The organism is Hornefia porci (assembly GCF_001940235.1).
GTDB classification, from domain to species: Bacteria; Bacillota; Clostridia; order Peptostreptococcales; family Anaerovoracaceae; genus Aminicella; species Aminicella porci.
Window position 1 is genome coordinate 1,657,459 of the sequence record NZ_MJIE01000001.1, and the last position, 12,764, is coordinate 1,670,222.

A 12,764-nucleotide genomic window follows, 5' to 3' on the forward strand; every position below is an offset into this window, starting at 1 on the left:
GCTCCTTTCCTTACCAGAAATAGATCTGTCCGGCAGCTTTTCTGTACTCATAGAAATCCTTTTCGATCTGTTCTCTGAATTTCGGATGAGCGATTTCTGCCAGCATCTTGCATCTCTGATCCAGTGATTTTCCGAACAGGTCCGCAACGCCGTATTCTGTGACAACATAGTGCACGTCGTTCCGGGTGGTCGTGACCGGCGTTCCCGGTTTCAGAACTCCGACGATCCGGGAAATCGTATCATTCTTTGTGGTGGAAGGCAGAGCGATAATCGCCTTACCTCCGTTGGATTCCTCTGCGCCGCGGATAAAGTCCTGCTGTCCGCCGACGCCGGAGAACATCTTGGGTCCGATGGAATCAGCGACAACCTGTCCCATAGCATCCACTTCAATCGCGGAATTGATTGCGACCATATTGTCGATCTGTGCGATAGTGTGCACCGAGTTGGTATATTCCACCGGCATCAGTTTCACAAACGGATTATAGTCCACATACTTGTAGAAATCCGGGCTTCCCTGAACGAACGTTGCAACGATTTTGCCTGTGTCAATATTCTTTCTGGCACAGGTGATCACGCCTTTTTCAATCAGCGGAAGCAGATTGTCAGAGAATACTTCGGTGTGAATTCCCAGATCTTTTTTGTCCTCCAGGTAAGGAAGAATCGCATTGGGAATCTTGCCCTGCCCCATCTGCAGGCAGGCGCCGTCCTCGATGAGTCCCGCGATGTTCTCTCCGATCTTCTCCGCCACCGGATCGCCGGACGGGATTTTCGCCATCTCATAAATCGGCTCGTCGTACTCAACATAGTAATCGATATCTTCGACCGGAATCCTCGTTTCTCCCATAACGTGAGGCAGATTGCTGTTGACCTGCGCGATGTTGATTCTCGCCTTGTCCAGAATTACCCGAACCTGGTCACAGGATGTACCCATCCAGACATACCCGTCCTCATCCGGCGGAGTTACCTGCAGGAATCCGACGTCTACCGGGCAGTTTCCCTCCCGCATTGCCTTAGGCTGCGCGTAAAAATGCATCGGAATCATCTGTCCCCGTCCCGAGTTGACGTATTTTCTGTTCTTCGCTCCCGGGAAAAAGGACCAGTCAATGAAGGTCGGATACATGTCGTCCTGCGCATACGGCGCGTCGCCGATGTTCAGTCCCTGGAGAATTCCCAGCTGCTTCCAGTGATCCTTCATCTCACAAAGCTTGTTGAACAGGTATTTCGGTTCCGCAGAATTGTGCGCCGGGACCAGCATTTCCCCGTCCCGGATATGGCTGAGCGCTTCCTCCGCCGATACACATCTCTCTTTATAAGTTTCTTTCCAGCCCATTTCTTCTTTACCTCCTACTGAATGGTCAGTTATCTCATCGCCAGGGTCACGTCCCCGGTGCACGCCAGCACGCCGTTGTCATACACCTCCGCCGAGCAGGTCACGACAGCCTTCTCCTTCTTTTCATAAGTCATTTCCGAGTGGATTTCCAGGGTGTCTCCCGGCCGTATCGGACTCTTGAATTTCACGTTGTTGATTCCGATGAACAGCGGGACCTTCCCCGCATACCGCTCCGCCGACAAAATAAGAATGTCTGAGGCCTGCGCCATAATCTCCACGGTATAGACTCCCGGGAGCACCGGGTCGCCGGGGAAATGCCCCTCGAAGATCTCGCGCTCCGGATCCACAAAGAACTTTGTCGTGATTTTTTTCTCCGGCTCCATATCGACGACCTCATCGACAAGGAGCATCGGATCTCTGTGAGGAATGACTGTCTTTATCTCCTCACGATCCATGCTTATACTCATTTTCCTTTCTCCTTTGTTCCTGCCTCCCAGGCGAAAATCGCGGCTCCGATCGCACCCGCCGCCTGACAGTGAGGCACAACCTCCACCAGGCATCCCAGTTCCCGCGACAGTGCGTCCACTACGTTAGCGTTCAGGGCGACTCCGCCTGTCATGACCACCTCCGGCTCGCAGCCCACACGGCTGCACAGTCCCGCGACACGCCGGGCGATGGAAACGTGAGCCCCGCGCGCCACGTCAGCGATTTTTTCTCCCACCGCCAGCCTGGAGATCACTTCACTTTCCGCGAATACGGTACACACGCTGCTGATGGCGACCTCCTTTGTCGACTGATCCGCAAGGTCGGAAAGCTCGTCCAACCGGCATCCCAGAACCCTTGCCATCACCTCCAGAAACCGGCCTGTCCCGGCGGCGCACTTCTCGTTCATCACGAAGTTCTCCACCTGCCCTCTGGAGTTCAGGCGGATCACCTTGGCGTCCTGCCCCCCGATATCGACGATGGTGCGCGCACCCTCTGAAAGCCAGGCGACTCCCTTGGCATGGCATGTGATCTCCGTGATCTGCCGGTCCGCAGCCTCAAATGTGATTCTTCCGTAGCCTGTGGCGACCGTGTAATCGATGTCATCGCGGGTGATTCCCGCCCGGGTAAAGGCTTCCTCCATCGCCTTCGCCGGGGCGTCCGTCCCCGTGCCGAGATTGATAATCGAGATCGCCGCCAGTTCCTTCTTCTCGCTGAGAATCGCGACCTTGGAAGAGGATGAGCCGATGTCAATTCCTAAATACACGTTATTCTCCTTTGTTACATCAGCATCTCACGGAAGCTCTGAATCCGCGTCCGCAACTGCTCGAATCCTGTCGTCTGCTGATCCACCTCCATGTACAGCATCGGAACGCCCGCTTTCTCCAGCTCTGCTTTGTAGATCGGGTAATCGTACTGCTCGGGGTCGCAGAATTTCATCATCATCACAACGACTGCATCCGCATTGTATCTTTCCTTCAGCGCGAGCATATACTGCCCTCTGAGTTTTTCCGGCTCATACATGAAGCAGTCCGCCTCTGTATCAGCGAAACGGTACGCCATTCTCTCGTAAACGTCCTGCACGTCCTCTCTGCCCGGAGTTCTCCAGAGTCTGGAGCCGAGGGACATCTCGTCCGCAACGATGGCAATGCCGTTTTCCTCAAAGATGTCCAGAATTTCCGCCGGTTCCGCCATAATGCCGGTCACGATCACCCTCCGTCCGTCGAAGTCGGAAGGTCCTTCCTGTTTAAGACCCTCGACGATTTCCTTTACCTTCGGCGTGTACTCGGCTTTGTCCATAAACAGGCCCGCCTTGATGATCATCATGCGTTTCTTCGCTGTTATAATCTCCGGGTGCTCTGCCGCCGCTTCCTCGAAGGCGCGCATCGTCGCGCGGTAATCCTCGTAGAGTGCGAACGCTGCCTCTACCTTTTCATCTGTAATAGCCGAGCCGGAGATCTTCTCAATCTCGTGCCGGATTCTCTTGTACTCTCTTATGGTGTATTCCCGTCCGGCCTTCAGCTTTCTCTGCTGCCCGTAGGACATCCCCAGAACCGGCGTCCCTTCCGGCGCAGAAAGCTTCAGATTCTCCAGCGTACATTTCATGGAATCACAGAAGGTGGGAACAACAATCCCTGACAGAATTCCGTAGGTGCCGTCCATGGAATACTCCACGACCGCCCGCAGAAGGCCGCAGCAGAAACTCTGCAGATAGCGGTCCGCCTGCTTGAACTCCGGGTTTCCTCCCCAGAGTCCGACGGGAACACAACCGCCGGCATAGATCACCTCGTCCGGCGTGTGATAGGGGACACATCCGATGAGTGCCTTGCCGGTCGTCTTCTTTGTTTCCGCGCAGGTTCTCGCAGGATGCAGCCCCGCCTGACATAGTTCCTCGATCGTATCAAGATAACTCATTACAGATCCCCCTTTCTCTTCTGTTCTTTGTATTTGTCCATCATCTCCATCAGCGCCTGGACTCTCGTCTCGTACTGTCCGTCGGAGAAGACTCTCGGATCTGTCTGATCGCCGTCGAAGACGACCGAAGGACATCCCGTGGATTTCATGATCCGTCTCTGAACCTCGTAGGTCCGGAAATCCATCAGCTTGCAGCTGCGATTTGTATGGAACAGAACGCCGTCCACGTTGAAGTTCCGGATTCGCTCTTCCATGCTGTCTTCACCGAAATCAAGGTTGCGGTTAGCGTAGTTGCCGGTGTAACTCCTGGCCATACCGTCCAGGTCATTGGTTTCATAAACCTTGTACCAGCTCTGAGGATAGGTGGATGTCACCATGTTGATGCCGTACTTCTTCAGCAGTTTGTAGGTTGTGGAGAGATGCGGCCAGCAGGCGATTCCGTCCCAGATGATCCGGTACTGCTCCTCGGCGCTGCTCCACGGACCCTGTCCCTCGGCGTGTCTCTGCTCCAGTTCCTCATACCAGAGGCGGAAACAGTCGCGACTGTCCTCAAAGCTGCGGTTCGCCACCATCAGCGCCATATAGTTGAACATCTTGAAGCCGTCCAGCGGTGACGGTGTGTACATACCGGTGTCTGTGGCCTTCTTCCACCACTCGCAGGTTTCGTTGTTGATCTCCATCGCATGAGCGAGTTTATCGTAATCCATCTTCCGTCCGGTGAATTCCTCCAGCTGTTTAATCGCGTTCTCAAGCTGTCCGCGGATATACGCAGTCGCGCTGTCGGTCACCTCATACTCGTGATTGAACGGCATATCAAACAGGATAAGAGGAATATTCAGCTTCTTGGCCAGATTCTCGTACCATTTCTGCACAGTATAACAAATGTTGGTACTGGAGAAAATCAGGTCAGGAAGAGGAATTTCCTGGGAGTCTGACTGCTGAAGATCCACGTAGCCCATATTGACTCTTGCGTAGGAGCAGGTGTCCGGTCCGTATCCGACGCCCTCCGCCTGCTCGATGAATTTCATTGCTTCTTTCCGGGCGCCGATGACTCCGGCCTGATTCTCCGGATACACCGTCGCGAGATCCATTGCGTTCAGCAGCTCATCCGGACAGATGGAAGTTGCCCATACCACCGGCTCGCCGTTAGCTTTCGCTTCCTGCGCCCGTGCGTAGGTTCCGTCCTGGATGTCCTTCAGCAGCTGCTTGGAAGTTCTCTTTACTTCCTCTGCCATTTTCTACCTCCTGAAATTATCGATTTCTGAACTCAGGCTTTCTCTTTTCCATGAATGCCTTCATTCCTTCTTTCTGATCCTCTGTATTGAACAGCTTCGCCCACTGTTCCGCTTCCAGCTCTGTGCCCTTCTCGACATTGTTGTCCAGAAGACCCCTGTTGATCACGTCCTTCGCCATGCGGACTGCCACAGGACCGCGACGGGCGATGCGTTTCGCCATTTTCATCGCGGTCTCCAGCACCTGATCGTCGTCAACTACTTTGTTGACCAGACCGATGGAAAGTGCACGGTCAGCATCAATCGGATCTCCAGTAAAAATCAGTTCTTTGGCCAGAGCTTCTCCGATCAGTTTGGGTGCACGGATGGTTCCTCCCGCTCCCGGGAAGATTCCCAGAGTGACTTCCGGGAATCCCATCTTCGCACTCTCTCCTGCGATTCTGATATCTGCAGTCAGTGCCAGTTCCATGCCGCCGCCGAGGGCATAGCCCTCGATTGCGGCAATGACAGGTACACTTAATCTTGTCAGCTTGTTATATGTCGGTGAAAAGCAGAACGCCTTCGCCCCTTCCTCGTCGCAGGACGCCATCGCCTTGATATCTGCTCCCGCTGCGAAATTTCTGTCACTGTGCAGGATCAGGCAGCGGACGGATTCATCCTCCGCCACCCGGTCGATCAGCACATCGATCTGATCCACAATATCTCTGTTCAGCGCGTTCAGCGCCTCTGGCCGCTCCACGCTGATCAGGGCGACGCCTTCTCCAATCGTCAGACTTGCCTGTGTCATCATTTCTTCTCCCCGTAGTCATAAAATCCTGCACCGGTCTTTCTGCCCAGCCGGCCGGAGTCCACCAGTCTCTGGATCTGCGGACTCGGGCGGAAACGGTCGCCGTATGCCTCAAACAGAATTTCATCTACTTCAAGGTTCAGATCATGCCCGGTAATATCCAGCAGTGCGAAAATTCCCATAGGATGACCCAGACCGTATTTGCAGATTTTATCCACATCCTCTGCCGAGCAGACGCCTTCTTCAACCAGTCGGCAGGCTTCCGCGTACATGCAGTGGAAGATCCGGTTCAGCCCGAATCCCACCACGTCTTTGACGCGGACGGGAACCTTACCTATTTTATCCAGAAGTTCAGTGATTTCTTCTGCCGTAGCGTCGTCTGTCAGCAGGCCGGGGATCACCTCAACCAGTTTCATCACACTTGCCGGCGAATTGAAGTGGGTTCCGATAAACTGTCCCTTTCTCTCCGCACCGACGCAGGACGCCAGCTTGCTGATGGAAATTGAGGAGGTGTTCGTCGCAATAATCGTCTCTGCTTTACAGTACTTATCCAGATTTTCATGGACGCTCTTCTTCACATCCCAGACCTCCAGCACAGCCTCAATGACCAGGTCGCAGTCCGCCAGGTCCTTTATATCTCCGGTGGGATGGACATTCTCCAGCGTTTTCGCTTTGTCCTCCTCCGTAATCTTCCCTTTGCTGATGCTCTTGTCCAGGATCTTCTCCTGCTTTTTCTTTCCGTTCTCCGCAATCTCCAGGCTGATATCATTCAGCATCGTCGGATATCCCTCTCTCGCGAAGCACAGTGCGATCTCGGCGCCCATCATGCCGGCGCCGACAACTCCTACTTTTTTTATCATTCCTTTCGCCTCCGTTTCAGACAGAACAAAATACTATTCGTAAATGTTTTCAATCAGCGTGGACACGCCCAGACCGCCGCCGCAGCAGGCGGAGAACAGTCCGTATCTTCCCTTGCGCCGGATCAGCTCCTTCATGGTGAACAGGCAGAGTCTTCCGCCGGACGCCCCGTTCGGATGACCGAACGCAATGGCTCCGCCCAGCGGATTCCATCTGCTGCGGTCGATTGTCTCTCCGCTCATGGCCTCCATCTGACGGATCACACTCAGGTTCTGTGCCGCGAAGGCTTCATTGCATTCGATGACCTCCATGTCCGATACCTTCAGCCCGAAACGGTTCAGCAGGCTCATGTTGGAGAAAGCGGGGCCGATTCCCATCTCCTTCGGGTCCACGCCGACGTCCTTTCCGCCGACCCATCTTGCCAGAGGACGGTAACCCAGTTCCTCCGCCTTTTCCTTTGTCATCATCAGGACAAAAGCAGCTCCGTCGTTGAGACCGGAAGCGTTACCTGCAGTTGTCACGCCGCCCTCCATGACCGGCCGCATTCCTGCGAGTCCCTCCAGCGTCGTATTCGGCCGCGGATGCTCGTCCGTATCGACGATGACCGGATCACTCTTTCTGCTGTATTTCACTTCAATGGGAAGAATTTCATCTTTGAAATATCCCTTCTCGATGGCGGCCTTCGCCCGCATCTGGCTGTCATAGGCAAACCGGTCGCACTCTTCTCTCGTCACGCCCCACTTCTTCGCCATCCGGTCGGCTATCTCAATCATGGAGATATCATCCTCCTCCACCGGCGCCAGACGCATTCTGGCCGCAGCGGGAGGCTGCTCCCTGAACGGCGTCACGCACGTGGAGAATTTGAACGCGGTCCTGCTGTGCGTTTCCGCACCGCCGGCGATGGCGACATCGATGACGCCGGCCTGAAGCTGCAGCGCCGCGTTGTTGATGCAGGCGATGGAAGAACCACACTGCATTTCGATGAAGGTAGAGGACGTCTCGTAGGGAAGGCCCGCCTTCAGCGTCGAATACCGGGCAAAGTTGTTGCAGTCCACGTCGCCCCAGGCGCATCCGGCGAACACAGCGTCGACCTTTCCTTTGTCCAGAATCCCCGTTTTCTCACAAAGCCCGCGGATGGTCTTTCCGGCCAGATCCGACGGCGTGTACACGCGGAATATTCCTCCGCGTCTGCCGAATGCGGTGCGCGCACCGTCTACGATCACTACTTCTTTCATTTGTTTCACCTCTCTGTAATCTTGCGCTTTTCTATACTGCTTCCACGTCCCAGAGCTCCATGATCTCCGGGATCACCTTTTTCAGGTCGCCCTCAATCGCGTAATCCGCCAGCTGCATCATCGGGCATTCCGGATCTTTGTTGATCGCAACGATGATATCGGAGGTCTGCATTCCCGCAAGATGCTGGATTGCGCCGGAAATCCCGCAGGCAAAGTATATGTGCGGCTTCACCGTCGTTCCGGTCTGTCCCACCTGATGGCTCTGCTCGATCCATCCCGCATCGACTGCCGCACGGGAAGCTCCCACCACTCCGCCGACTTTATCGGCGAAAGCGCGGATCAGATCGAATCCGGAAGCGTCGCCCAGTCCGCGGCCGCCAGAGCAGATAATGCTGGCGTCCGTCAGGGAAACCATCTCCTTCGCTGCCTTCACGACCTCCAGAACTTCAACATGAATATCTTCCTTGCTGATCTCCACATTCACATCGATGCGTTCGCCTCTGGCACCCTCTTCCCGCTCTCTTTTATCCATGACACCGGGTCTCACCGTCGCCATCTGCGGTCTGGTGTTCGGTGTAATGATGGTTGCCATCAGATTGCCTCCGAAGGCAGGACGGGTCTGTTTCAGGCCCTTGCTCGGATCGTTTCTGTCCAGACCGGCCAGAGAAGCCGTTGTTTTCTCCTCCAGATAATCCATATAATTCGCCGTATTGATGTCCAGTCTGGTGCAGTCGGCGGTAAGTCCCGTATTCAGTCTCGCCGCTACTCTCGGCGCCAGATCTCTTCCGATGTGCGTCGCGCCGTAGAGCACGATTTCCGGCTTATACCGGTTTATCGCATCGGTCATGACCTTCGCATAAGCGTCAGTGGTGTACTGCTCCAGAAGAGGATCCTGCAGAACATAGACGGTGTCCGCACCGTATTCGTACAGCTCCTCAACCAGCGGATCGACTCCGTTTCCGATCAGCACCGCGCATATTCTGGTTTCATCGCTGATTTCGGCAGCCAGCTTCTTTCCTTCCCCGATCAGCTCCAGCGCCACATTGACAAGTTTTCCCTGTCTCTGCTCCGCAAAGACCCATATATTTTTGTAATCCGAAAAATCTTTCATCTCTTCCTGTCCTCCTAAATGATATGTCTGGCTTTCATATCCGCCATCAGATTCGCCGCCTTTTCCTTCGCCGTATCGCCTTCTACTGTGAGGCCTGCGCCCTTCGGCTTCGGCGTGAAGGATTTAAACACATTGGTCGGAGAGGCCTTCAGTCCGACAACACTTCTGTCAACACCGATATCATCAGCGCTCCAGACTTTGATCTCCTGCTTCGCGCCCTTCAGAATGCCGCGGATAGACATGTATCTCGGCGTGTTCAGTTCCTTGATGGCGGTGATGACGCAGGGCATCTTGACCTTCAGTCTCTCATATCCGTCTTCCAGTGCTCTCTTGACGACAACGCTGTCTCCGTCAATATCGAATTCGGTCGCGTATGTCACCTGCGGAATCCCCAGTTTTTCCGCAATCTGCGGTCCCACCTGAGCCGTATCTCCGTCGATCGCCTGTCTTCCGGCAAAGATGATATCAAAGTCGCCGACCTTGCGGATTCCTGCGGCTACAGCATTCGACGTAGCCCATGTGTCGGATCCTCCCAGCGCACGGTCCGAGAGGAGGATTCCTTCATCGGCTCCCATTGCCACGCATTCCTGAAGCATTTCCTTCGCCTGAGGCGGTCCCATGGTGATAACGGTCACTGTCGTCCCCGGATTGGCGTCTTTAACCTTCAGTGCCTCCTCAAGCGCATTGGCGTCGTCCGGATTCAGGATTGCCGGAACGCCCTCGCGAATCAGCGTTCCGGTTTCCGGATTGATTTTGATCTGATTGGTATTCGGAACCTGTTTTACGCAAACGATTATCTTCATTTTCATGATCCTCCCTACTACAATATATTTATGGTTAATAGTCCTTACAGCCAGTAAGGAATTATCCATCTTGTTGCTTAAGCTGTATAATGATGGAGCAATCGGTATATCGTCTACCTCTCTTGGACTTCGCGTCCGTTAAACAGACTGATAACCAGTTCCTCATTCGCAGCGTTCGTTTTATGCAGGTTGAATCGCCATAGGTGAATTCGTGTCACACCACAGTAGATTGAATAGGCAATGAGTAAAACTGGTACTTATCCATTGCAATAATCTTAAGGAGTGACAAAATTATGAACGCAGTAGGTATCGATGTTTCTAAAGGTAAAAGCATGGTTGCAATCATGAGACCATTTGGTGAAATTGTCTCTACACCTTTTGAAATCAAACACACAACCAGTGATATCAACTCACTTATTGATCTGATCAATTCTATTGAAGGTGAATCTCGGATTGTAATGGAGCATACAGGACGTTATTACGAAGTCCTTGCACATCAGCTCTCCAAGGCCAACCTCTTCGTCAGCGCCGTCAATCCCAAACTGATCAAGGATTTTGATAACGACTCCCTGCGTAAAGTAAAATCCGATAAGGCGGATGCCGTTAAGATTGCGCGCTATGCGCTTGACAAGTGGCAAAATCTGAAACAGTATAGTGTTATGGATGAATTACGCAATCAGCTTAAAATCATGAACCGTCAGTTTGGCTTCTACATGAAGCACAGGACGGCTATGAAGAATAATCTCATCGGCATCCTTGATCAAACCTATCCTGGCGTTAACACTTACTTTGACAGCCCCGCGCGTAGTGACGGCAGCCAGAAATGGGTTGATTTTGCATCCACTTACTGGCATGCTGACTGTGTTCGCAAGATGTCTCTTAATGCCTTTATTGACCACTATCAGAAGTGGTGCAAAAGAAAGAAGTATAACTTCAGTCAGGCAAAAGCTGAAGAAATCTACGGAAAAGCAAAGGAGCTTTTTCCTGTACTTCCAAAGGATGAAATAACAAAACTTATCATCAGGCAGGCGATTGAACAGCTCAACAACGCCTCTGCAACCGTCGAGAAACTTCGCACGCTCATGAATGATACTGCATCTAAGCTCCCGGAATACCCTGTCGTCATGGATATGAAAGGTGTTGGGCCAGCGCTCGGTCCACAACTCATGGCTGAAATCGGTGATGTCACACGTTTCACTCACAAGGGAGCTATCACTGCATTTGCCGGCGTAGATCCCGGCGTAAATGAATCAGGGTCCTATGCACAAAAGAGCGTTCCTGCCTCAAAGCGTGGATCTGCAGCTCTACGAAGAACCCTGTTTCAAATAATGGATGCTCTTATCAAGAATATGCCGCAAGATGATCCGGTATATCAGTTCCTGGATAAGAAACGAGCTCAGGGTAAACCCTACTATGTCTACATGACAGCAGGTGCCAACAAGTTTCTACGAATCTACTATGGACGAGTGAAAGAATATCTTTTATCTCTTCCGGATTCAGAATAGCTTCATAAACACCCTTTCAGACCAGCACGAGTATGGTGGTGGTCTTGTTTTGATACCTAATTTTCAACCTGTATAAAATTTTCAATGTTCTTCACTTTCGCCTTGACTTTTTATTTGCAGGCTGTTTATTTGAAAATCTCGCCGCCCATGACCATCTTCATGACCTCTGACGTGCCTTCGTATATCTCTGTAATTTTGGCGTCTCTCATCATTCTCTCCACCGGATAATCCTTGATGTATCCGTATCCGCCGTGGAACTGCACGGCCTTCTCCGTTACATACATCGCCGTTGTGGAGCACGCCAGCTTAGCCTCCGCCGCCGCGACAGTTGAAGGCAGTCCGCGGTCTCTGCGGTTGCAGGCATCATAAAGGAGATAGCGTGATCCGTCAATTTTCGTCCGCATCTCCGCCATCTCAAAGGCGAGTGCCTGGAACTTATCCAGCGTCTTTCCAAACTGTTTTCTCTGCTTCATGTACTCTACGGTTTTGTCAAAAGCTCCCTGTGCAATTCCCAGGGCCTGTGCGGCAATGCCAAGACGGCCGACGTCCAGTGCGGACATGGCTATTTTGAATCCCTTGCCGGTCTGTCCCAGCAGGTTTTCTTTCGGGATGCAGCAGTCCTCAAATACCAGTTCTGCAGCAATGCTGCCCCGGATACCCATCTTGTTCTCATGCTTCGGCGAAGTGAAGCCCGGCGTTCCCTTCTCGACAATAAACGCACTGATTCCGTGCGTTCCTTTGCTCTTGTCTGTCATCGCAAAAATAACATAGACGTCTGCGATTCCGCCGCCGGAAATAAAAATCTTGGAGCCGTTCAGCACCCAGTGATCGCCTGCATCGGTCGCCTTCGTCTGTGTTCCGGCGGCGTCTGTTCCCGCATTCGGCTCCGTCAGACCGAAAGCTCCCAGTTTCTTCCCGGAAAGCAGGTCCGGCAGATATTTTCTTTTCTGTTCTTCTGTTCCGTAAGTGAAAATCGGCCAGCAACAGAGCGCATTATGTGTCTGCACGATGACACCGTGAGACGCATCGACCTTTGAAATTTCTTCAATGGCCATGATATATGTCAGATAATCGGTGCCCGCTCCGCCATATTCCTGCGGGAACGGCATTCCCATGACGCCGAGTTCGCCAAGTTTAGCGACGGTTTCATACGGATATTCTGCCTTTTCATCGATTTCCGCCGAAATGGGTTCGATTTCATTTTCAGCAAACTCTTTCAGCATTTTTTTCACCATCTGCTGTTCTCTTGAATAACTGAATTCCATTTTCTCCTCCGTTTGATACGGCCCTCCGGCCGCCAAAGATGTTAATATCGTTCTACTATGCTTATTTGCATGATATGTGCCAACCGCTGCCAAAGTCTGCGAAAACGCTGTTCATCCCTCAAACCCTTTGAAAAATCAACAAAAAAGAAACGACCTCCTGTCGTTTCTCATTCCTGTATATCTGTTTTCCGTGATGCGTCAATGCATTTTCAGGTCTTTGATGCTTTAATGCATCGGAACC

12 protein-coding genes are annotated in these 12,764 nt (G+C 52.7%); 1 reads left to right on the forward strand and 11 read right to left on the reverse strand.

The window, feature by feature from the left end; translation table 11 throughout:
• Window positions 1-10: 10 nt before the first annotated feature.
• From BHK98_RS07830 to etfB, 10 genes are read right to left on the reverse strand one after another with little or no spacing between them, the layout of a single operon-like run.
• Complete coding sequence (locus BHK98_RS07830; protein ID WP_075713118.1) at window positions 11-1,330, reverse strand: acetyl-CoA hydrolase/transferase family protein; 1,320 nt, start codon at window positions 1,328-1,330, stop codon at window positions 11-13.
• Between the two features lie 29 nt (window positions 1,331-1,359).
• Window positions 1,360-1,797, reverse strand: coding sequence for a 3-hydroxyacyl-ACP dehydratase FabZ (gene fabZ, locus BHK98_RS07835; RefSeq protein ID WP_075713120.1), 438 nt, complete (start codon window positions 1,795-1,797; stop codon window positions 1,360-1,362).
• Complete coding sequence (locus tag BHK98_RS07840) at window positions 1,794-2,579, reverse strand: acyl-CoA dehydratase activase (RefSeq protein WP_075713122.1); 786 nt, start codon at window positions 2,577-2,579, stop codon at window positions 1,794-1,796. The genes fabZ and BHK98_RS07840 overlap by 4 nt, the downstream gene beginning before the upstream one ends.
• Window positions 2,580-2,593: 14 nt before the next feature.
• The gene (locus tag BHK98_RS07845; protein WP_075713124.1) at window positions 2,594-3,727 is read right to left on the reverse strand and encodes a 2-hydroxyacyl-CoA dehydratase subunit D; all 1,134 of its coding nucleotides are present in this window, start codon (window positions 3,725-3,727) and stop codon (window positions 2,594-2,596) included.
• Window positions 3,727-4,962, reverse strand: a complete 1,236-nt coding sequence (locus tag BHK98_RS07850; protein WP_075713126.1) for a 2-hydroxyacyl-CoA dehydratase subunit D — start codon at window positions 4,960-4,962, stop codon at window positions 3,727-3,729. Before BHK98_RS07850 ends, BHK98_RS07845 begins: the two co-directional genes overlap by 1 nt.
• 16 nt (window positions 4,963-4,978) lie before the next feature.
• Window positions 4,979-5,749, reverse strand: a complete 771-nt coding sequence (locus BHK98_RS07855; RefSeq protein ID WP_075713128.1) for an enoyl-CoA hydratase/isomerase family protein — start codon at window positions 5,747-5,749, stop codon at window positions 4,979-4,981.
• Window positions 5,746-6,606, reverse strand: a complete 861-nt coding sequence (locus BHK98_RS07860; protein WP_075713130.1) for a 3-hydroxyacyl-CoA dehydrogenase family protein — start codon at window positions 6,604-6,606, stop codon at window positions 5,746-5,748. The genes BHK98_RS07855 and BHK98_RS07860 overlap by 4 nt, the downstream gene beginning before the upstream one ends.
• A gap of 33 nt (window positions 6,607-6,639) precedes the next feature.
• Entirely contained in the window at window positions 6,640-7,839 is a 1,200-nt protein-coding gene (locus BHK98_RS07865; protein ID WP_075713132.1) for a thiolase family protein, read from the reverse strand.
• A gap of 31 nt (window positions 7,840-7,870) precedes the next feature.
• Complete coding sequence (locus BHK98_RS07870; protein WP_075713134.1) at window positions 7,871-8,950, reverse strand: electron transfer flavoprotein subunit alpha/FixB family protein; 1,080 nt, start codon at window positions 8,948-8,950, stop codon at window positions 7,871-7,873.
• A 14-nt stretch (window positions 8,951-8,964) separates the two neighbouring features.
• Complete coding sequence (gene etfB / locus BHK98_RS07875; RefSeq protein ID WP_075715081.1) at window positions 8,965-9,753, reverse strand: electron transfer flavoprotein subunit beta; 789 nt, start codon at window positions 9,751-9,753, stop codon at window positions 8,965-8,967.
• Window positions 9,754-10,046: 293 nt separating this feature from the next.
• On the opposite strand from etfB, the gene BHK98_RS07880 reads away from it, so the two are divergent.
• Window positions 10,047-11,258, forward strand: a complete 1,212-nt coding sequence (locus tag BHK98_RS07880; RefSeq protein WP_075713136.1) for an IS110 family RNA-guided transposase — start codon at window positions 10,047-10,049, stop codon at window positions 11,256-11,258.
• A gap of 125 nt (window positions 11,259-11,383) precedes the next feature.
• Here BHK98_RS07880 and BHK98_RS07885 read toward each other — a convergent pair whose 3' ends face one another.
• A complete protein-coding gene (locus tag BHK98_RS07885) occupies window positions 11,384-12,523 on the reverse strand; it encodes an acyl-CoA dehydrogenase (protein WP_075713138.1) in 1,140 nt (379 codons plus the stop codon).
• Between the last annotated feature and the right edge of the window lie 241 nt (window positions 12,524-12,764).

Bases quoted from the DNA above. Each gene is read 5' to 3' on its own strand.
- BHK98_RS07830 (WP_075713118.1), bottom strand. From the start codon at position 1,330: ATGGGCTGGAAAGAAACTTATAAAGAGAGATGTGTATCGGCGGAGGAA.
- fabZ (WP_075713120.1), bottom strand. From the start codon at position 1,797: ATGAGTATAAGCATGGATCGTGAGGAGATAAAGACAGTCATTCCTCAC.
- BHK98_RS07845 (WP_075713124.1), bottom strand. From the start codon at position 3,727: ATGAGTTATCTTGATACGATCGAGGAACTATGTCAGGCGGGGCTGCAT.
- BHK98_RS07850 (WP_075713126.1), bottom strand. From the start codon at position 4,962: ATGGCAGAGGAAGTAAAGAGAACTTCCAAGCAGCTGCTGAAGGACATC.
- BHK98_RS07855 (WP_075713128.1), bottom strand. From the start codon at position 5,749: ATGATGACACAGGCAAGTCTGACGATTGGAGAAGGCGTCGCCCTGATC.
- BHK98_RS07860 (WP_075713130.1), bottom strand. From the start codon at position 6,606: ATGATAAAAAAAGTAGGAGTTGTCGGCGCCGGCATGATGGGCGCCGAG.
- BHK98_RS07865 (WP_075713132.1), bottom strand. From the start codon at position 7,839: ATGAAAGAAGTAGTGATCGTAGACGGTGCGCGCACCGCATTCGGCAGA.
- BHK98_RS07870 (WP_075713134.1), bottom strand. From the start codon at position 8,950: ATGAAAGATTTTTCGGATTACAAAAATATATGGGTCTTTGCGGAGCAG.
- etfB (WP_075715081.1), bottom strand. From the start codon at position 9,753: ATGAAGATAATCGTTTGCGTAAAACAGGTTCCGAATACCAATCAGATC.
- BHK98_RS07880 (WP_075713136.1), top strand. From the start codon at position 10,047: ATGAACGCAGTAGGTATCGATGTTTCTAAAGGTAAAAGCATGGTTGCA.
- BHK98_RS07885 (WP_075713138.1), bottom strand. From the start codon at position 12,523: ATGGAATTCAGTTATTCAAGAGAACAGCAGATGGTGAAAAAAATGCTG.